The following is an 18,426-nucleotide window of genomic DNA, read 5'->3' on the forward strand; positions in this document are numbered from 1 at the left end:
GATGAGTCGAGGGCACGCAGCCACGGTCGCGAGTTACCCGCCCGGCCCGGCCCTTCCGGTATTCGCTCAGACCTTTCTCTACCTCCGGTACCGCGCCGAGTTGCTTCCGATGCTGCGCCGCCGCTACGGCGAGGTCTTCTCGCTGCGCATTCCTCCGTTCGCCGATCGGCTCGTGGTGTTCTCCCGCCCCGAGCACATCAAGGAGATCTTCGCCGGGGACCCGTATGACATGCACGCGGGGGAGGCCAACAACATCCTCGGTCCGGCGATGGGCCCGCATTCGGTGCTGCTGACCGACGAAGCCGAACACGCGCGGGCGCGCAAGCTGTTGATGCCCGCGTTCAACGGGGCGGCCCTGCGCGGCTATCGCGACCTGGTGAGCGAGATCGCCGCCGCGGAGACCGCGAGCTGGCGGCCGGGCTCGACCGTGATCACGCTGGACCGGATGAACGCGCTGACCCTCGAGGTGATCATGCGGGTGGTCTTCGGCGTCACCGACGAACGCACCCGCGCCGAACTGGCGCCGCGACTGCATCGCATCGTCACCATCGGCCCGCTGCAGTACGCGGGTCTGCGCATGCCGCGGTTGCAGCGCTATTGGCCATGGCGGTCCTTCCACGACACGCTCGCCTCGATCGACGACCTGCTCTACCGCGAGATCGCCGAGCGGCGCGCGGCTCCCGATCTGGCCGACCGCACCGACGTGCTGTCCCGGCTGCTCCAAGTCGGCGGTGGCGAAGCGCCGCTGACGGACGCGGAACTGCGCGATCAACTGGTCACCTTGCTGCTGGCCGGGCACGAGACCACCGCGGCGGCGCTGTCTTGGGCGCTCTACGAACTCGCCGCCGACCCGGCGCTACAGCTCGCGACATACCGGGCCGTGCGTGCCTGCGACGACAAGGCCGTGGAAGCGGTGCTGAAGGAGGCGATGCGCCTGCACACGGTGATTCCCGGCGCGGTACGCAAACTCACCGAGGACACCACCATCGGCGAATGGGACCTGCCCGCGGGCACCACGGTCAGCTGCTCGATCTTCCTCGCGCACCGCCGCCCCGAGAGCTATCCCGACGTGGCCGCCTTCCGCCCGGCGCGGTTTCTGGACGGCGAGGTCGAGCCGAACACGTGGCTGCCGTTCGGCGGCGGCGTGCGCCGCTGCCTCGGCGCGGGCTTCGCGCTCATGGAGGGGACCGCGGTCTTGCGCGAGGTCCTGACCAGGCACACGCTGGCGCCTGCCAGCTCACGGCCCGAGCGCGGCCGGGTGCGGAATATCACCACCGTGCCGCGCGGCAAGGCCAGAATCGTGGTCACGCCGCGTTAGGAGGCGCAGCCGGATGGAGTCGGTCGGCGGTCCGCGCACGGCCGCAGCGGGGGCGGAGGTAAGCGTAGATCCGAGGAATCTGCGCCCGCCGGCTTTGCGCCGAGCCGCGGGCGGGTAATCTCGGTGGCCATGACGAGCGGTAACCGCATCGCGGTCGTAGGTGCGGGCATCGCAGGCCTAGCCTGCGCGAAGGTGTTGAGCCGAGCGGGTTTTCCGGTCGAGGTTTTCGAACGGGCTCCCGATGTCGGTGGTGTGTGGAGCGCGACCCGGCGTTATCCCGGGCTGCGCACGCTGAACAGCAAGCACACCTACCGCTTCTCGGACTACGCCATGCCCGAGGACTACCCGCGCGTGCCCGACGGCGCCCAGATGCAGGCCTACCTGGAGGGATACGTCCAGCACTTCGGGCTGCGCGAGAACCTTCACCTCGGCACCGAGGTGGTGGCCGCCGACCCGGTGGACAGCGGCTGGCTGCTGGAGATCCGTGACGAGACGGGTGTGCACCGCACCTCGTGCGACCACCTCGTCGTCGCCAACGGCGTGTTCAGCGAACCCGCGATGCCCGACTACCGCGGCGCCGAGGCGTTCCTCGCGCGCGGCGGGCAGCTCTATCACTCCTCCGAGTTCCTCGACATCGAACAGGCGCGCGGGAAGTCGGTCGTGGTGGTCGGATACGGCCAGTCCGCCTCCGACATCGCCGAGGCGGTGAGCCACGTCGCGGCCGAGACCACGGTGGTCGCTCGACGTTTGCTGTGGAAGATGCCGCGCAAGCTCAGCACCGGACTGGACTTCGAGCGGCTGTTCCTCACCCGGCTCGGCGAGGCGCACTTCCGCTACCACAGCCCGCGCGGGTTCGAACGCTTCCTGCACGGCGCCGGACACAGCTTCCGCGACACCGATTTCGACGTCATCCAGGAACTCGCCACCAAGAAGCTCGGCCTGCGCGAACTCGATCTGGTCCCCGAGGGCCGGTTCGAGGAGATCGCGCAGAGCACCGCGAGCATCGCCACCGAGGGATTCTTCGAGCAGGTCCGCGACGGCCGGATCACCGTGCTGCGCGACACCAGCGTCACCGAGTTGTCCGGCACGCCCGCCGGTTGTGCCGCGTGGCTGTCGGACGGGCAGGTGCTGCCCGCCGACATCGTCGTGTGCGCCACCGGCTTCCAGCAGCGGGTGCCGTTCCTGACCCCGTACATCCAGCGCAGGCTCACCGACGACGACGGCAATTTCCGCCTCTACCGGCACATTCTGCCGACCGAGGTGCCGAACCTGACCTTCGCGGGCTACAACTCCTCGCTGCTCGGCACGCTCAGCGCCGAGGTCGGCGCGCACTGGACCGCCGCGCTGCTGCGCGGACGTCTGACGCTGCCGTCGCAGGAGGAGATGGCCGAGCAGATCGACGCCCGCCTGCGCTGGATGGCGGCGGGCACCGGCGGCCACCACGCGCACGGCACCACCATCACCCCGTTCGCGCTGCACAACATCGACGAGATGCTGGCCGACCTGAAGTTCCGGCTGCCGCTGAGCACCCGGCTCGCCCAGTGGTTCCGGCCCGTGAAACCCGCCGCTTATCGCGGATTGGCACAGCGCGGGCAGACGCCGGTCGAGCCGACGCCGCCCGCCCCGACTTCGACCGAGCTGTACCCGGAGCCGCAGCGCGATCCGCACCCATCCCAGGCCTGAAACGCCGTGCTCGCGGATTGTCACCGGCGCAACGCGACCGCGTCCGAATTGCTTCTGTGATAATCCGCGAGTGGACGCCCTCGACCTGAATCTGCTGGTTGCTCTGGATGCGCTGCTCGACACGAACAGCGTCACCAAAGCCGCCGAACGCCTGGGCACCTCGACTCCCGCCATGAGCCGCACGCTCGCGCGGCTGCGCGGGGTGCTGGACGATCCGCTGCTCGTCCGCTCCGGGCGGAACCTGGTTCCGACTCCGAGGGCACTCGAATTGCGGTACGAGGTGGCGGCGTTGGTCGAACGCGGACGCGCGCTGCTCGACACCCGCACGGAGGCCGATCCCGCCGGGCTGCGGCGCGGATTCACCGTGCAGGCCGACGACACCGTCCGCGCCCACCTCGCCGCCCCGCTGCTGTCCGCCGTGCGACGCCGGGCGCCCGGCGTCACCGTGCATTTCCTGGCCGACGGCGCGGAGGGCTCGTCGGCGCTGCGCGACGGCCGCGCCGACATCGCGGTCGGCGTCCTGGAACGCAGCGATCCCGAGATCACCGTGCAGCGGGTGCTCGGAGACCGCCTCGTCGGCGTCGCCGCGCCGGATCATCCATTGATCACCGAGCGGGTCACGGTGGCCGCCTACGCCGCCGCGGCGCACCTCTCGATCTCGCGACACGGTCGCGCCCGCGGCCCGATCGACGACCGCCTCGCGCTGCACGGACGCACGCGCCGGGTGGTCGCGATCGTCCCCGATCTCAGCACCGCGCTGCTCGCGGTGCGCTCCGGCGAACTCGTCTGCCCGGCGCCCGCCCGGCTGGCCGACGACGCACTGCGGGCGATGGGGTTGCGCGCCTTCGACATTCCGCTGCCGCTACCGGAGGTGACGATCGGCATGGCGTGGCACCCGCGCAACACCGCGGACAGCGGGCATCGCTGGTTGCGGGAATCGATCCGCGGGTTGCTCGCGCCGAGCGCGAGCGGGTGACTATTGCGCGGGCAGGTCGCCAGGGGGTGTGCTGAGCGGCCTGCCGAACGGGCCCGACGGGTTGCGCTTGAGTTCGTCGAGCATGGCCTGCAACTTGTCGACGTGCGAGTTGTCCTCGATGGCCGAGCGGTGCTGGGTCGGCGCGGCGGCCGGTTCCTCGCGGTCGGCGCGCGGTGCGGTCAGGTTCGCGTCGGGGCGGCTGGTCAGCGTGGGCGCCTCCAAACGACCGTTCAGACGCGGTGCGCTGTCGACACCGGGCGTGCCGACACTGCCGTAGTCCAGGCGTTCCTGCGGTGCTTCCGTCCGCGGCGCGATCTCCGCGGGTTCGGAGTGCGCGTTCGAGATCGGTTCGGGCGCGGCGTCGTAGGGCGCGCCCCGCGAGACGTTCGGTTCGACCCAATCGTGTAGCGCGGGCGGGACGGAGACGGGCTCTCTGCGCGGCAGCCCGTTCGTCGCGGCGGGCTGCTGCTCGACCCGCGCCGCGACGGCGGCCGCTTCCAAGCTGTCGGTGCGCGGCGATTCGGGCGCGGTTTCCTGGCGGAGCGCCGTCGGTCGGAGACGCTCGGCACGGGAGGTTTCGGGGCGCGGTGTCTCCTGGCGGGCTTCGAGGCGGGGTGCCTCCGAGCGCGTGGTTTCGGGGCGTGGTGCTTCGGGGCGCAGCGATTCCGAGCGCGTGGTTTCGGAGCGCATGGTTTCCGGGCGCAGCGATTCCGAGCGCGTGGCTCCGGCGCGCAGCGCTTCCGACCGCTCGGTTTCGGGACGCAGGGCCTCGGAGCGCGGAGCCTCGGCCCGTAGGTTCTCCGACCGTAGGGTTTCGGATCGCGGCGCGTCGGTTCGTGCCGCGTGCCCGCGGCGCTCGGCGCGGGCGGACGGCACGGTGCGTTCGACGGCGGCACCGGACGCTACGTCCTCGAGCCGGGCTTCCAGCGACGAAACGTTCTGTTCGGTGCGGAAGGCCCAGGCCTCCAGCTTCTTCAGGCGCGCCTCGACGCCGTTGTCGTCGCCCACCCGGGCGGCGACGTTGTCGAGCTTGTCGCTCACCTCGCGCAGGAGCTCCGCGATGCCCGACAAGATCGCGCCGACCGACTCGGCGCTCTGCTGGCCGTGCTCCATGCGTACCTTCTTCCCCGTCGATGCCCGAACTCCGTGCGTGGCCCGGCGATTCTATCCGCAGGCATTTGGCGGCGCGGGGCGAGCACGGCCGTCGCGGTCCCGGCGGCGGGCGGGCGATCCGCCGCGCCCTGCCGCGTCGCCGAATTGGCGGCAAGTATCAATCGACCGAAATTTCTGTGGTGTTTCTCGCGCATGTCGCTGCGAAAACCCTTGTGACGCAGCACACATCGCCTGGTGAGCGGCGTCGCGACGGGCGCGGCGCACCCGAGCGCGGGGTAAAGGGGGCTGGCGAGCGGAGAAAGTTAGGCGCACTCTTGATCTATGGAGTAGGTCGCGAGACCGTGCGGTGTTGGGCAGGGGAGTGATCGCGTGAGAACGACGCAGCGTGTGGAGCAGGCTTGCGGGCGTCGGGCGGTGCTCGCCGAATTGGGCATCGCCGAGGTTCCGGACGAGATTCGCACCGCGGTGAGCGATCGGTCCCGGTACAGCTGCCGGTGCCCGGGATGCGCTTATGCCCAATGGGATATCCAGCGGCTCAAGTACTGGCTGTGCGGCAGGCTGGTCGCCTTCGGCGCCGACGAGGCAGACGTGGATCGGCGCATCGGGGGTATCCGCGTCGACATCCTGTGGCGGATCGGCGAGCGGACCTACGCCATCGAGGTGCGCGGCGGGCCGCTGGACCGTACCCTCGCCCTGGAGCACACCGCCCGGCTGCGCGAGGCGGGGTGCGACGGCGTGCTGTGGCTGTGCCAGCCGGGTTACTGGGTCGCCCACCTGCCCGCGCTCGGCATCGCCGACTTCGCCCCGCCCGCCTGCGATTACCTCGCCGACATGGGCATGCTCGACGCCGAGCACAGCGCCGTCGCGATGCCGCGGCGCGAGCCGTTCGAACTGCGCGAGTTCCTGCGCGGCTGGGTATCGGGTGAGATCGTCTGGGGTTTCCGCGACGAGATGACGGGAGGATGGGCCACCGTGACCGACTGGGAGCATCACACGAGAACACAGGCCGCGGTGATCGCCCGGCAGCGGCAGGAGTTGATGAATCAACGCACCGCGCTCGCGCTCTCCCGGAAATCGGTCCGTGACAAGCAGAAACAGGTCATGAAGCTGACCGCCCGCCTGGAGCGCGCCGAACACGACGCCCAGGAACAGGCGGACGCCCTCGCGGAGGTGAACCGCAAACTCGCCGATCACCACCGCGTCGACAACACCCTGCGAGCCACCATCGCGGGCCTCCAACAGACCGTCAGCCACTGGCAGCTGATCACCTACTGCGCCATGCTGCTGATCGTGACGTTCCTCGCCGCGGCGATGGTGGTGCGCTGAGTTCGTCGCTGGGCGTTGGATCAGGTCAGCACCGGACCGTCTGCCCAGCGGTACAGGTGGGCAATGGCGGGTTCGACGATGGAGCCCGGGATTTCCGGGTCGAACCAGCGATCCACGTGGGTCCAGTGGTACGGGTGCAGGAGGTAGTCGCCGTTGAGACCCACGGGGTCGGCGAATTCCTGTTCCCAGGCGTGGGTCCAGGTGCTCGGGCCGTCCGTTCGGCTCAGGGACCACGATCGGATGGCGGGGATGTGGGTGGGCATGGCCATGAGATCGGATTCGAATCGAGCGATCAGCTTGGCAGGAGTTTCCGGGCGCACGGTGAGCAGCAGTGTTCGTTTGATGCGACGCTCTGTCTCGCAGGGCACGACGTGGGACGCCACTCGGGTCAGCGAGACCGCGTCCACCGGCGCGTCGAACAGCTCGGGGAGGGCTTCCCGGGGTGTGGTGTCGCCGATCAGGTCCCAGGTCGTGCCGAGGCCGCCGGTGCTGCCGGGCTGGTCCGCGCCGCCGGAGCAGTGTCGGACACCGGTGCGTTCGGTGGCGGCCGCGGCCAGTTCCGATGTCCATGTGTCGGCGTCGATGTCGTGGGGGAGGTCGCTCAGGACTATCCAACGCTTCATGCCTGCTCCTCTGCCGCCATGATGTGGCGCTCGCGGGATATCGCGATGGCATCGGTGTCGGCCCAGAAGCGCGCCACGTCGGGATCGGCGGCGGCGAGGGCTCGCATGCCGTAGAAGTCGTAGATGCCGGGGAGTTCCCAGATGATCTGGAGCGCAATGGAATCAGCGGCGTGGTACGCACGTAGGACGCGGGGCGCGCGCAGGCCACGGGCGGTTGCGCCGGGGAGATAGTCGGCGCGCCAGCGGGCCAACCAGTCCTCGGCCCGTTCGGCGGGCAGGACTACGCGGTCGAGGACGCGAACCGGGTTCACGGTGCTCACAGCTTCGCCACCACCTCGTTGCGGTAGCGGTCGACGTAGTCCGCCAGCCGTTCCACACCGGTGAGCAGCGATTCCTCGCCGAACATGGGTGGGGTCAGCACGATTCGGCTCGCACCCGCGCGTACGTAGGGGCGCACGAAATCGGCGTCGAACTCACGCGTGAAGTCGCGGGAGCCGGGCCAGATGGTCATTTCCACCGCATCCTCGGAACGCCCCTCCGCCGTGGCGATTTCGCGAATCCGATCGGCGCCGCGGGCGAAGTCGTCCGAGGTGATGGTGTACGGGAACCAGCCGTCACCCACCAGGCCCGCCCGGCGCACTGCCGGAACACTGTTGCCGCCCAACACAATCGGCACCGGTCGCGATGGCTGCGGCAGGCAGAACTGCTTGTCGAACGAGACGTGCGTACCGGAGTAGCCGGCGGGCGATTCGGTCCACAGCGCGCGCATGGCGCCGACGCACTCGTCGAGCCGTGCGCCCCGATCCGCGAACGGCACCCCGATGGCCGCGTATTCCTCCTTCTGCCAACCGATTCCGAGACCGAGCAGCAGCCGGCCGCCGGACTGGATATCCAGGGTCGCCGCCCGCTTGGCCAACACCACGGGACTGTGCAGTGGCGCGACCACCATGGCGGTGCCGAGCTTCAGTGTGGTCGACGCACCGGCCAGAAAGGCGAGCGTCTCCAGCGGATCGGTCATCGGCACACCGAGATCACCGCCGGGCATCTTTCCGTCCGGAGAGTATGGGTACAGGGGCTCGTAATCCTGCGCCACCACCACGTGCTCGACGGTCCAGATGGATTCCAGCCCGCAGTCCTCCGCCGCGGCGGCGAACTCCCGGAGGAATCCGCCCGATGTCACCAATCCATCCAGGTACGGCATGAGCATGCCGAGTCGCATCCGGCCACCTCCAGTGTCGAATCCAGCCCCCACGACGAATGTGGCGTGTTGGCGCGGTCACAACACAGCAGTGGTCTCGGTGAGCGAGATGCACCTCGCTATGGCCGGGGGCTTGTATACCGGTCGTGGTCGCCGAGGTATCAGGCGCGGGTCAGGCGGAAGGGGCCGCGGTCCCAACGCCATTCGTTGCGCAGAACCAGCGCGACGAAATCGAGTAGTTCGAGTCCGGATTCGTGGTGCAGCCGCCGTACTTCGTGCCACGGCACCGGGCCGCGTTCGATGAGTTCGGTGAGTCCCTTCTCGTGGCGAGCGTCCACCTCGCGACCAGCCAGCTCGGGTAGACCGAGGCGGCTGCCCGTCCAGACCAGCCACCCCCAACCTTCGGCGTGCGCGCGGGCTCGGGCGGCCGCGGACCTGACGCGGTTGACGTGGAAGGCGATGTGGCCGAGCGGCTGCACGTCGATCAGCGCGATCCGTCCGTCGGTGAAACGCGCGGCGACGCTCGGGTAGTGGACCCGTTCGGCACCGTCGATGTCGTACGGCACCGCCACCGGATGTTCCTGGAACGTCTCGATGAGGTCCGCCCCGTTGAGCGTGCGCAGCAGCCTGGCCTGGAGTGCGGAGTCGAAGCCGACGTCGCGGCCCACCTTGTCCAGGTAGAACCGTCCGCGACCGTCGTCGTCACCGTCGACCGTCCGGGCGGAACTCGTCGGCAACGCGGCGGGCGCGCCCGAAGGCCACTCGATGCGCGCCGACCATTCGCCGACCTCCGCGGCGGCCGCGGGTTCGGCGTCGCGCAACTTCGCCAGCTGCCGATTCGTCTTCTTCTGCCACGCCATGATCCGCTGCATGACGTAGCCCGCGATCCGTTTCGCGTCCTCCGGGGCGTGCCCCGCGAGCCGCAGCTTCAGATACGACAACTCGTTGGCCGCCAAATCCGTGTCGGTCGCGTATGTCTCCACCAGCAGCGCCCGCACCAGCGCCGAATCCCGCCCATCCACCGGATACCGCGCCGCGAACACCTCCGCCTCCGCGCGGCTCAGCGCCGCCTCCCGCAACATCTGCCCGACCGCCCGAGTGTGCAACTGCCGCACCCGATCCCGCGCCAAATCGAACCGAGCCCCGATCCGCGCCAACGTCTCCGGCCCCTCCCCACCGACCCCCAACCGCAACCCCACAATCTCCGCATCCCGCTTCCGCCGCTCCGCGACCACCCCCACCATCCCCGCCACCCCTTCATTCACCTCTTCGAGCCCGAACACCACCTCCCCCCGAATGTCATCCGGAAACGCCACATCACCCTCGCCACCGAACCCCGCTTCACCAGCCACAACCCGCAGCTTAACGAGGCCTCCCGACAATCTGGGCCCTACGAGACCGCTGCCGTTCTACAACCGGCAGCGCGGTGTCGAGAACCTACCTGCTGCCCGCGCGGGCCTACGCGCCTACACACGGGGCGCCGCGCTCTCTCCGAAGGGGCACTAGAACCGCCGCTGAGCGGGGTCGTTCAGACGGCGGTACTACCTCCTCGGCGTCCTCGAAGGCTCACACTCGCCCCCGACCGGCGGAGCAGTCGCGCTATCACCTGCATTTCGACAAGTGTTCCCTCGAGACCGGTCTCGAGAGCTTTGTCGGCCAGCGAACGCGCCTCCGACAACGACGGCGACCGGGCGACGCGAAGGGCTTTCATTACTGCTGCGATAGATGTGCTGCCTGCCTCGAGTTCGAGGACGGTCGGACTATTCTCGGCCAGGAGGGCATCGCGCATACGCGCGCACCGTCCCTACCCGCTGACCGCGCACATGTCCGGGTCGACTCGGCGGAGCGCGGATGCCAGCCATTCGGTGCGACGGTGCTCTACAGGCATCTCCGCCAGGCCGTCCGTGGCTTCCTCGATCGCACGGCTCGTGTCCCCCAGCAGAGCCAGAACGCCACCGCGCTGTACCGCACCGAATCCGGGAGTCCACCAGTACATTGCTTCCAGCGGTTCGACGCCGTGCGCTGCTTCGGTCGCCGAGTCCGCGTCGGCCAGGGCGCGCCGGGCTTCCTGCGTCTCCCCGCGCGCGGCCAGCAGTTCGGCCCGCCGCATCCGTGCGTAGGCGATCAGCACGGGATGCGCGCCACGGACAGCCAGCGCGGCGTCCGATAGGCCGATCACTTCGCCGTAGTCTCCTGTCGCACTCCAAGCCACGTATCCGGCGAAGCCGAGGCTATGGACGAGCCGGTCCGGGTCGCGGGACTCCGCCGCCAGATCCACTGCCGTAGAAAGGCTTCGCCGCGCAGCGGTGTCCGCCCCTACCGCGTGTTCGAGCCAACCCCGGTACTGCGTGACTTCGGAGGCGAGCGCCACCGCCTCCGTCCGCGCTGTCCGCGCCTCACGGGCGAACTGCTCGGTCATGGCTGACATTCCGCGCACGGCCGGAAGTACCGCCAGCGCACCGGTCGCGTCCTCGATCCGCCGGGTAGCCGAGAGCATTGCGGCGACGTCGGCCAAGGCGCTGGCGTCCACGCTCGCGGCCGATCTCGTTGCGGCAGTGAGACGGCCCAGGTCCGTCGTCCCCAGCACCCTCTCGTAGGCGGCGGTCACCCCGGTGGGCACCGGGCGTTGTCCGGTCTCGATCAGGGACAAGTACGCCTTGCTGTAGAAGGTCCGTTCCGCCATCCCGCGCAGGGAAATGCCCGCAGCCTCACGGGCAGCGCGCAAGAGTGCCCCGGTTTCCACCACTTCAGCGTAACGGGCCTGTAGACGCATGTGGACGGCGAAACCGTAGGACTCCCAACCGTCCACCCATAGCGTCGATTTCAGCCCCGCCGCCGGGTCGATGCTGGTCCTCGGCGGTGGGTGCCCACCACGGCTGGGGACGAAGGGCAGGGAATGGACGCGCTCGGATGGATAGACCCGTGCTCGCCGACAACGGAATGGGATCGCGCGCAGGTGCGTCGGTTGGCGCGGCGGTTGGGTTACCCGCTGCGGTGGGCGGACCCAGCGTCCGTGCTCGGTCTGGTCGAACAGGTCGAATCCTCGGGAGCCGACGTCGTCCTTTTGCCGTCTTCGGCGCACGTCGACGCGGTGACGCTGGACCGGTTGATGTCGGTTGCCGACGTCGAATGCGCCGCGCCCCGTGCGTCGTTCGGCCGCTGGCCCGCACTCGGCGGGGGCCTCCGATGAGCGCAACGCAAGCCGGACTCGTCTTCGTGACAGCGCTACCGCTGGCCGTTGTCGTCGCCGCGATCTTCTGGCCGTCCGACTACGACGACTGAAGGAGACACGACAGCAACGGATTCCGCGTGTGCGCGCATCCGGCCCGGCCGTACAGAAATAGATCTTGGGGCATCCGGAAGAGTTCGGCTAGGAGTCGGCGAGGCATCGTGACATAGGTGCTTCACGGCCTATTGCAGACCCCGGCTTACGCGCGGGCGCTCATGGCGGCGGGAATGGCATTCCTCAACACCAGTCGCGACCTCGACCAGGCGGTAGCCGCGCGGATGGAACGGCAACGGGTGCTCCACCACGGTCGGCACCGGTTCTATCTCCTGGCCGGAGAGCAGGCACTCGAGACCACAGTCGGCGACGACACGGTGATGGTCGAGCAGCCACGCCACATTCTGGAACTGATGGCACCGCCTCGCGCACTCACGGAAAAAGCCGTCCACGGCCCTGCCGCTCGGGACCTGATCGAGACCGAACTGCGTCGGCGCGGCGGCGCATCGTAGGGGGAACAGGCTGCTCGTCGGTCCGTGTTCAGTTCACGAGGACAAGAAAGGCCCCCTCGAAAGGGGGCCTGACCTGGTGAGACGGTGGTGCGCGATACTGGGATTGAACCAGTGACCTCTTCCGTGTCAGGGAAGCGCTCTCCCGCTGAGCTAATCGCGCGAGGTGGAGACGGGAATCGAACCCGTGTGCACGGCTTTGCAGGCCGTTGCCTCACCACTCGGCCACTCCACCGCGCAAAGGGGGAAGGCTGTTTACACTGCCTGGCCCTACCTCTCGAGCGGATGACGGGATTCGAACCCGCGACCCTCACCTTGGCAAGGTGATGCGCTACCAGCTGCGCTACATCCGCATTTGCATCTCGGGGGCTATCGTTCCGGCCTCCGTGGTGCGAGACAGAACATTAGCCGACGCCCGGTGAAAGGCACAAATCCGCTGGTAGAACGGCCGGAAACGGTGAAGTTGCGAGTGTGGCTCGTGCGGCCGATGGGGTGTGGGGGACTGGGGAGGCTCGTGCGGCGGCGAGTCGCTCCGGATTGCTCTCGAACCGAGGTACCGCTGGGGCGGACTCGTCGGCTCGGGGCCGGACCCATCGGTCGGGGTCCGGGCGCCGCGCGGAGTTGGGTCGGGCTACCACTCGGGTGGCTTCGGGGCGGCACCGTTCGAGCCCGCGAAGTCGGGTGTCGCCCGGGTGGCTCGGGGAGGGTGGCGCCGCCGCTCTCGCAAACCGACGCGAAGCCGCGAACCCGGTCGCGGCGAATCGGTGCCACTCAGATGGCGATTTGGTGGCTGACCGGTAGAGCGTGCTAATGTTCCATCTCGTTCGGACGGCACGAAGTCGCCGCTCGAACGGAGAGTTCGGTCTCATAGCTCAGCGGGAGAGCGTCCGCCTCACACGCGGAAGGTCGCTGGTTCGATCCCAGCTGGGACCACTCACTATTTGCAGGTCAGCGCGATTTCCAGAATTCGACGCTGACCTGCGTGCAACTAACGTGCAAGAAGTCCCCTCACGCTCTGTTGTTGTGTCGCAGTCGGTGACTTGATCTCGTTTGCGCACACCGGTCCCTGGCGTTAGCCGCTGAGGGCGGCGATCACCTGGCTGTCCTTGCCTGTCGTTCATCTGCGGGTGCCGTTTTGTGCAGCAAACTGAAAGCGGACTGAGCTGACCCTGTTGATATGCCGTGCCCAGGTGCCATATGTGGTCGAGACGCCGTCGGCGTGCAGATCAACGGATAGTTTCTGGAAAGTACGGTTCAGTACTTTCGATAGCGGCCGCTATTCGGTCGGCGCGTGGGCCGGGTAGGGAAACGATCGGCCAGGACCGTACCCAACAGCGACAGCATCGCCACGACCGCGACGAGCGTTCCGAACACCAGGCCGATGCGAGACAGGCTCCAATGTCGGGCGGCCAACCCCACCCCGACAACGGGGATGGAGATTGCGAGATAGGCGACCAAGAAATAGCTGGACGCGATCTCGCCGCGTCGTGATGCCGGGGCCGTCCGCACCAGCGCGCCGAGGCCCTTGGTGAAGCTAACGCCCTGTCCGGCGCCGCCGACCGCTGCTGCCGCGATCAGTGCGGGCACCGACCCGATAGTCAGGGCTACCCCGATGAGCAGCGCGCTCAGGGTCAAGCCCGCACAACCCAGGATCAGCGCCGCCGTTACGGGCCAGCCCCGGCTCGCGATCTGGGCGCCGGCCGACGCGGCGAAAACCGTGGAGACCAATACTCCGGCGATGAGCTTGTTGTGCACCTGCAACGACTGAGTGAGAAATGTCGGCACGACCGAGGCGAACAGGCCGATCACGCAGAAGCCGGCGAAAGCTGCCAATGCGGCCCGCAGGAAGGCGAGGCCCGTGCCGGGCGGGACCGATAGCCGCTGTACGGTGAGGCGGCTATGCGGTTGTGGCGCAACGGTTTCCGCTGTTCGTCCGATCGCCAGGACGGCCAAGCCGAGTAGCGCCAGATGGACGGCGAAAACAACGCGCAGGGGCCACGGACCGTATTGCACCAGTGCGCCTGACAGTATCGGTCCGATGCCCAGCCCGCCGATATTGGTCACGCCTGCCACGACCACGGCCCGTGTCTTCCAAGACGACGGTGCGGCCTCGGCGATCATGGCGGTCGCGGTCCCGGTGAACAATCCCGCCGACAACCCGGACAGCCCGCGCCCGAGTAGTAATTGCGCCACCGACTCTGCGGTGAGGAACACCGATGAGCTGGCTGCGGAACAGGCCAGACCTGCGAGCAACAGCGGCCGGCGTCCGAGGAAGTCTGACCATCGGCCGAACAGAATCAGCGCCGCAATGACACCCGCGGCGTAAGTCGCGAAGATCATGGCGGAGGTGTCGATGCCGAATCCGAGTTCGGCCGCGTACAGGGTGTACATCGGAGTCGGCAGAGTTGTCCCGAGCATGACGACCGCGAAGGCGAGACATACCGGCAGCATCGCCTTGATCGCCGAGGCATCTTTCGCGGTGGTGGCCGCGTCTTCGATACGCGCCTCGGGCGCCTGCAGGGTTCTCATGCTGGTAACAGTGTTGGATGGGCGGACACTCCGTCAACATTTATCGGCAACAGTGTGACCGATATTATGTAATGCTGGGACTGTCGAAGTCGGGCCGGGCTGTCGGATGTGGTCAGGGCGAGCCCGTTGTGCAACAGCACCTTGCTCATCTCGGGGGGCGGTGCAGTCGGCCGGTAAGCCGGAAGCTGTTGGTGTTACTGCGGCGCTGATTCGCCCGGACGGCGCGGTCCAGCGATCGAATTGCGACCTGTCCGCACTGCGCTGCGCGATGCCCCCGCCTCGATTTCCCCGGCGGCGGCTGAATTACTCCGCTGCGGTGTCGTGGTGCGACGCGAGCCCGTCGATGATCATGTCCAAGCCGAAGCGGAACTCGTCCTCCAGCCTTTGCATGGGCAGGCAATCGGCGACGGCGATGGTGGAGGGGAAGTCGGCGGGATCGAGCTGGTGGAAGAGCGCGGTGAGGCGCGCGGGCTCCGGGTCGGGAGCGGTGGGGTCGTGCAGCTGCGCGGCGAACCCGACAACATACCGGGCCAGCATGGCGTAGGTGCGCGCGGCCGCTTCGGGCGCGAAACCGGCGTCGAGCAGCATGGTGAGGAAGCGCTCACGCAAAGCGAGCACATTGGGTCCGGTGGGGACCTGTTCGATGAGCAGCGGTGCGATGCCGCGATGCCGGCTGAGTGTGTCGAAGATGGCCTGCGCCGCCGTCCGGCTGGCTTGTTGCCAGTCGCCGTCGGTCGCGTCGACATTCAGATCGACCTCTCCGAAGACCCAGTCGACCACGAAACCGACGAGCTCGGCACGGCCGGTGACGGCTCGATAGAGCACCGCCGTTCCGGTGTCGAGCCGCTGGGCGAGAGTGCGCATCGACAAGGCCGCCGCGCCTTCCTCGTCGACGAGTTGCACGGCGGTGGCGACGATTTTGTCGAACGGCACGCGCGGACGACCTGGCGAGCGACGCGCCGGGCGCGTGCCGGTTTCGGGTTCGGTGCTGCTTCCCATGCCTACATTCTCGCCGACGGCGACGCCGTCGCGGGAACAGCACGCGGTTACGGCGTAGCCGAATGTGGCCGACGGTGAGCGACCTGGACCCCACCTCGGTCGCCAACATCGCCGCCGGAGAGCTGGGTGCGCCTCCTCGGGTGCGCACCCAGGTCGTCGACGCGACCGCCATCGATGCCCCGGACGACAGCTACGTGGTGTTCTCTATGTCGTTTCATCACCTGCCGCCTTCGCGCTGGGTCCGATTCTCGGTTTCCCCTTCCTGACCGCAGCGCTGCTCGCCCCGCAAGATCGAGGCCGGCTGATGGCGGACCATCGAGGGCCACAGAACGACGAACCGTTCGATGTCGGCGTCGTCGTCGAATGCCTGATGCAACTGGCGGCCTCGGCGCTGCGTTCGGCTGCTGTGCTCGACCCGACGCTCGACATCGAAGCAACACTTCGGCCGTTGATCGACGAATTCTCCGCTTCCCGACGAACCGGGGGCTCCGAGCAGGGCCAATAATAACGGCAACAATGTTGCTGAAATAGCTTGACGACGGCAGTGATTACGGACACACTGTAGCCCATTATGGATGGACACGCTGCCGTGGATGCGCCGGACGTCGACGCGATGAATGCTCGGGCGCAGCGCGCCCTGCGCACCCGGGCGGCTTTGATCCAATCGGCACGACGGGCCCTCGGGAGCGGCGGGCTCGCGCGCCTAGGTATCGCCGACTTGGCGCGCGATGCCGGTGTCTCGACCGGATCCTTCTACAACCACTTCACGGGCAAGGACGAGTTGTTCGCCGTGGTTGTAGCCGAGGTGGTCGAGGAACTCGCCGACATCCTGGACGACGCTGTCGCGGGCAAGGACGAGCCCGCCGAGTACGTCCGGGCGCAGATCCGTGCACTCGTGGTGATCGGTCTCGCCGATCCCGGCACCGCCGCGATTGTCGTGGACGCGCGATATCACGTGCTCGAGCACGCCGACATCCGCTCGCGCCTGTCGTTCGGCGTCCAGGCGGGGATCTCGGCGGGCTGCTTCCACGTCCACGATGTCGAAGCCACCCTGGATCTCCTGGGCGAAGTCGTCTTGGCGCTCCTGCGAACCTCACGCCGCAATCCCGCCGCGGTGACGACGGAGTGGATCGAGACCCTGGCCCAGCAGGTGCTGTACGCGCTGGGACACCCGCCCGGCCCGGCCCGAACGAAAGATCGAATGTTGTGACTGTACCACCCAATGCCTCTGGCGCACAGCGTGATTCCTCCGTTGTGCAGATCGTTCGCGCGAACTTCTCCGACACCGTCGTCGGCGGCGTACGCACCTGGGGACGGACGGTCGACCTCGCCATCGAGTCGGTGGGGCAGGGACTCGGCGATCTGGTGCGCGGGCGCTTCCAATGGCGCGAAATGCTGTACCAAGCGTGGTACATCGTTACCGTCACGGCCTTACCCGCGATCCTGATGGCCGTGCCGTTCGGGGTGATCGTCTCGGTCCAGATCGGCAACATGATCCGGGAATTGGGCGGCGACTCACTGCTGGGGGCGGCGAGCGGGCTCGGGGTCATCAAGCAGGGCGCCCCGATCGCGACGGGACTGCTGCTCGGCGGCGCCGGCGCCGCGGCGATCGCAGCAGACCTGGGCGCCCGCACCATCCGCGAAGAGGTGGACGCGCTGCGGGTCATGGGCGTCAGCCCCATCCGTCGGCTGGTGGTGCCGCGCATCGTCGCGATGGTGCTGGTCGCGCCACTGCTGAACATCCTGATCATCTTCACCGGCGTGGCCGCGGGATACTTCGTCGCGATCGGCGCGCAGGGCGTGACCTCCGGAAGTTACTGGGCCACTTTCGGTTCCTTCACCACGGTCACCGATGTGGGGATCTCGCTACTGGAGGCGATCCTGTTCGGCTTCATCGTGGCGATCATCGGCTGCCAGCGCGGCCTGGAAGCCAAGGGCGGACCCCGCGGCGTGGCCGACGGCGTGAATGCCTCGGTCGTGCTCTCGGTGATGTCGGTCCTCGTCGTCAATCTCGTTGTCAGCCAGCTGGTCCAGATGTTCGCCCCGACGAGGATGGCGTGATGACCGCGACGCCGTACGCGCCGCGCGGCCTGCGCTGGGCATATCGGGCGGTCCGGGGTCGACGACGACTGTTGCTGCCGATCGACTCGATCGGGTTCATGCTGTCGTTCTGTTGGCAGGTCCTGTCGGCGATCCCCTTGGCACTCAAACACTATCGCGCCCAGACGCTGCGCGCGATCAGCGAAACGACCTGGGGGAGAGGGGCACTGATCGTCGGCGGCGGCACCGTGCCGATGCTGATCGTGCTGGGTATGGTGCTCGGCGCAGCCGTGGGCATCCAGTCCTATGGCACGTTGAACATGGTCGGATTGGGCCCGCTGACCGGGATCGTCTCCTCGTTCGCCAACACCCGAGAGCTCGCGCCGATCATCGCGGCGATCGGATTCGCGGCCCAGGCCGGGTGCCGGATGACCGCGGAGATCGGGTCCATGCGCATCTCGGAGGAAATCGACGCGATCGAATGCCTTGGGTTGCGCTCGATTCCGTTCGTGGTGACGACGCGGGTTATCGCCGGCGTGGTCGCGATCGTGCCGACCTTCCTGATCACCCTGATCCTCAGCTATATGTCCTGCGCACTGGTCGTCGTCGGCATCCACGGTCAGGCCTCAGGGGTCTACGAGCACTATTTCAGCCAATTCGTCAGCGGTCCCGACATCGCCGCCGCCGTATTGAAGGTGCTGGTCTTCGGCGTCGCGGTGATCCTGATCCATTGCTATCAGGGGTATTTCGCGACCGGCGGGCCCGAAGGCGTCGGCATCGCGTCGGGCCGGGCGGTGCGCGCGAGCTTCGTCGCGATCATCACATTGGACATGCTGCTGAGCCTGATCATCTGGGGTTTCAGCGCGACGATCACGTTTACGGGGTAGCG

Annotated in this window: 18 protein-coding genes, 4 tRNA genes and 1 pseudogene; 12 read left to right on the top strand and 11 right to left on the bottom strand. The window is 68.1% G+C overall.

Going from position 1 to position 18,426, the window contains the following annotated elements:
• Position 1 precedes the first annotated feature (1 nt).
• From NAM01S_RS04485 to NAM01S_RS04495, 3 genes are all read left to right on the top strand, one after another.
• Positions 2 to 1,318: a cytochrome P450 gene (locus tag NAM01S_RS04485; protein WP_067779679.1), complete on the top strand. Its 1,317-nt coding sequence runs from the start codon at positions 2 to 4 to the stop codon at positions 1,316 to 1,318.
• 129 nt (positions 1,319 to 1,447) lie between these two features.
• Complete coding sequence (locus NAM01S_RS04490; RefSeq protein WP_084482443.1) at positions 1,448 to 3,001, top strand: flavin-containing monooxygenase; 1,554 nt, start codon at positions 1,448 to 1,450, stop codon at positions 2,999 to 3,001.
• Between the two features lie 70 nt (positions 3,002 to 3,071).
• Positions 3,072 to 3,977, top strand: coding sequence for a LysR family transcriptional regulator (locus NAM01S_RS04495; protein ID WP_067779682.1), 906 nt, complete (start codon positions 3,072 to 3,074; stop codon positions 3,975 to 3,977).
• Here NAM01S_RS04495 and NAM01S_RS04500 read toward each other — a convergent pair whose 3' ends face one another.
• Complete coding sequence (locus tag NAM01S_RS04500; RefSeq protein ID WP_067779684.1) at positions 3,978 to 5,090, bottom strand: hypothetical protein; 1,113 nt, start codon at positions 5,088 to 5,090, stop codon at positions 3,978 to 3,980. It lies immediately after the preceding gene.
• Positions 5,091 to 5,459: 369 nt separating this feature from the next.
• Between NAM01S_RS04500 and NAM01S_RS04505 the strand changes: the two genes are divergently transcribed.
• Positions 5,460 to 6,416: a hypothetical protein gene (locus NAM01S_RS04505; RefSeq protein ID WP_253790558.1), complete on the top strand. Its 957-nt coding sequence runs from the start codon at positions 5,460 to 5,462 to the stop codon at positions 6,414 to 6,416.
• 20 nt (positions 6,417 to 6,436) lie between these two features.
• On the opposite strand, the gene NAM01S_RS04510 is transcribed toward NAM01S_RS04505, so the two are convergent.
• The 5 genes from NAM01S_RS04510 to NAM01S_RS04530 form a co-directional block, all read right to left on the bottom strand.
• On the bottom strand, positions 6,437 to 7,039 hold the full coding sequence (locus NAM01S_RS04510; RefSeq protein WP_067779686.1) for a Dabb family protein: 603 nt from the start codon (positions 7,037 to 7,039) through the stop codon (positions 6,437 to 6,439).
• The gene (locus NAM01S_RS04515) at positions 7,036 to 7,359 is read right to left on the bottom strand and encodes a hypothetical protein (protein WP_067779688.1); all 324 of its coding nucleotides are present in this window, start codon (positions 7,357 to 7,359) and stop codon (positions 7,036 to 7,038) included. The genes NAM01S_RS04510 and NAM01S_RS04515 overlap by 4 nt, the downstream gene beginning before the upstream one ends.
• A complete protein-coding gene (locus NAM01S_RS04520) occupies positions 7,356 to 8,258 on the bottom strand; it encodes an LLM class F420-dependent oxidoreductase (RefSeq protein WP_067779691.1) in 903 nt (300 codons plus the stop codon). The genes NAM01S_RS04515 and NAM01S_RS04520 overlap by 4 nt, the downstream gene beginning before the upstream one ends.
• A gap of 140 nt (positions 8,259 to 8,398) precedes the next feature.
• On the bottom strand, positions 8,399 to 9,589 hold the full coding sequence (locus NAM01S_RS04525; protein ID WP_067779693.1) for a sigma factor-like helix-turn-helix DNA-binding protein: 1,191 nt from the start codon (positions 9,587 to 9,589) through the stop codon (positions 8,399 to 8,401).
• A gap of 452 nt (positions 9,590 to 10,041) precedes the next feature.
• Positions 10,042 to 10,980, bottom strand: a complete 939-nt coding sequence (locus NAM01S_RS04530) for a helix-turn-helix domain-containing protein (protein ID WP_169810802.1) — start codon at positions 10,978 to 10,980, stop codon at positions 10,042 to 10,044.
• Positions 10,981 to 11,133: 153 nt separating this feature from the next.
• Between NAM01S_RS04530 and NAM01S_RS04535 the strand changes: the two genes are divergently transcribed.
• Together NAM01S_RS04535 and NAM01S_RS04540 are read left to right on the top strand one after the other, a co-directional pair.
• Positions 11,134 to 11,427 (top strand): hypothetical protein, encoded by a 294-nt coding sequence (locus NAM01S_RS04535; protein WP_067779696.1) that lies wholly within the window; start codon positions 11,134 to 11,136, stop codon positions 11,425 to 11,427.
• 209 nt (positions 11,428 to 11,636) lie between these two features.
• A complete protein-coding gene (locus NAM01S_RS04540; RefSeq protein ID WP_255284287.1) occupies positions 11,637 to 11,972 on the top strand; it encodes a Scr1 family TA system antitoxin-like transcriptional regulator in 336 nt (111 codons plus the stop codon).
• 85 nt (positions 11,973 to 12,057) lie between these two features.
• On the opposite strand, the gene NAM01S_RS04545 is transcribed toward NAM01S_RS04540, so the two are convergent.
• The 3 genes from NAM01S_RS04545 to NAM01S_RS04555 form a co-directional block, all read right to left on the bottom strand.
• Positions 12,058 to 12,132, bottom strand: a tRNA-Val gene (locus NAM01S_RS04545).
• 1 nt (position 12,133) lies between these two features.
• Positions 12,134 to 12,204, bottom strand: a tRNA-Cys gene (locus NAM01S_RS04550).
• A gap of 45 nt (positions 12,205 to 12,249) precedes the next feature.
• Positions 12,250 to 12,322: transfer RNA gene (locus tag NAM01S_RS04555), tRNA-Gly, on the bottom strand.
• A 508-nt stretch (positions 12,323 to 12,830) separates the two neighbouring features.
• Here NAM01S_RS04555 and NAM01S_RS04560 point away from each other — a divergent pair.
• Positions 12,831 to 12,902, top strand: a tRNA-Val gene (locus tag NAM01S_RS04560).
• Positions 12,903 to 13,223: 321 nt separating this feature from the next.
• Here the strand turns inward: NAM01S_RS04560 and NAM01S_RS04565 are convergent.
• Together NAM01S_RS04565 and NAM01S_RS04570 are read right to left on the bottom strand one after the other, a co-directional pair.
• Positions 13,224 to 14,498: an MFS transporter gene (locus NAM01S_RS04565; RefSeq protein ID WP_253798293.1), complete on the bottom strand. Its 1,275-nt coding sequence runs from the start codon at positions 14,496 to 14,498 to the stop codon at positions 13,224 to 13,226.
• A gap of 303 nt (positions 14,499 to 14,801) precedes the next feature.
• A complete protein-coding gene (locus tag NAM01S_RS04570) occupies positions 14,802 to 15,497 on the bottom strand; it encodes a TetR/AcrR family transcriptional regulator C-terminal domain-containing protein (protein ID WP_067779702.1) in 696 nt (231 codons plus the stop codon).
• A 71-nt stretch (positions 15,498 to 15,568) separates the two neighbouring features.
• On the opposite strand from NAM01S_RS04570, the pseudogene NAM01S_RS04575 reads away from it, so the two are divergent.
• From NAM01S_RS04575 to NAM01S_RS04595, 5 genes and pseudogenes are all read left to right on the top strand, one after another.
• Positions 15,569 to 15,730 (top strand): annotated as a pseudogene (locus NAM01S_RS04575) (class I SAM-dependent methyltransferase); the annotation flags it as partial.
• Positions 15,731 to 15,801: 71 nt separating this feature from the next.
• Complete coding sequence (locus tag NAM01S_RS04580; protein WP_067779708.1) at positions 15,802 to 16,002, top strand: hypothetical protein; 201 nt, start codon at positions 15,802 to 15,804, stop codon at positions 16,000 to 16,002.
• A gap of 66 nt (positions 16,003 to 16,068) precedes the next feature.
• On the top strand, positions 16,069 to 16,707 hold the full coding sequence (locus tag NAM01S_RS04585; protein ID WP_084482447.1) for a TetR/AcrR family transcriptional regulator: 639 nt from the start codon (positions 16,069 to 16,071) through the stop codon (positions 16,705 to 16,707).
• Positions 16,704 to 17,558: an MlaE family ABC transporter permease gene (locus tag NAM01S_RS04590; RefSeq protein ID WP_067779714.1), complete on the top strand. Its 855-nt coding sequence runs from the start codon at positions 16,704 to 16,706 to the stop codon at positions 17,556 to 17,558. The genes NAM01S_RS04585 and NAM01S_RS04590 overlap by 4 nt, the downstream gene beginning before the upstream one ends.
• Positions 17,558 to 18,424, top strand: coding sequence for an ABC transporter permease (locus tag NAM01S_RS04595; RefSeq protein ID WP_067779717.1), 867 nt, complete (start codon positions 17,558 to 17,560; stop codon positions 18,422 to 18,424). Before NAM01S_RS04590 ends, NAM01S_RS04595 begins: the two co-directional genes overlap by 1 nt.
• Positions 18,425 to 18,426 lie beyond the last annotated feature (2 nt).

The sequence above is a fragment of the Nocardia amikacinitolerans NBRC 108937 genome (assembly GCF_001612615.1).
Lineage (GTDB): Bacteria > Actinomycetota > Actinomycetes > Mycobacteriales > Mycobacteriaceae > Nocardia > Nocardia amikacinitolerans.

Excerpts from the sequence above, each read along its gene's own strand:
- NAM01S_RS04485 (WP_067779679.1), top strand. The coding sequence starts at position 2 with ATGAGTCGAGGGCACGCAGCCACGGTCGCGAGTTACCCGCCCGGCCCG.
- NAM01S_RS04490 (WP_084482443.1), top strand. The coding sequence starts at position 1,448 with ATGACGAGCGGTAACCGCATCGCGGTCGTAGGTGCGGGCATCGCAGGC.
- NAM01S_RS04500 (WP_067779684.1), bottom strand. The coding sequence starts at position 5,090 with ATGGAGCACGGCCAGCAGAGCGCCGAGTCGGTCGGCGCGATCTTGTCG.
- NAM01S_RS04510 (WP_067779686.1), bottom strand. The coding sequence starts at position 7,039 with ATGAAGCGTTGGATAGTCCTGAGCGACCTCCCCCACGACATCGACGCC.
- NAM01S_RS04520 (WP_067779691.1), bottom strand. The coding sequence starts at position 8,258 with ATGCGACTCGGCATGCTCATGCCGTACCTGGATGGATTGGTGACATCG.
- NAM01S_RS04535 (WP_067779696.1), top strand. The coding sequence starts at position 11,134 with ATGGACGCGCTCGGATGGATAGACCCGTGCTCGCCGACAACGGAATGG.
- NAM01S_RS04565 (WP_253798293.1), bottom strand. The coding sequence starts at position 14,498 with ATGAGAACCCTGCAGGCGCCCGAGGCGCGTATCGAAGACGCGGCCACC.
- NAM01S_RS04570 (WP_067779702.1), bottom strand. The coding sequence starts at position 15,497 with ATGGGAAGCAGCACCGAACCCGAAACCGGCACGCGCCCGGCGCGTCGC.
- NAM01S_RS04580 (WP_067779708.1), top strand. The coding sequence starts at position 15,802 with ATGGCGGACCATCGAGGGCCACAGAACGACGAACCGTTCGATGTCGGC.
- NAM01S_RS04585 (WP_084482447.1), top strand. The coding sequence starts at position 16,069 with ATGGATGGACACGCTGCCGTGGATGCGCCGGACGTCGACGCGATGAAT.
- NAM01S_RS04595 (WP_067779717.1), top strand. The coding sequence starts at position 17,558 with ATGACCGCGACGCCGTACGCGCCGCGCGGCCTGCGCTGGGCATATCGG.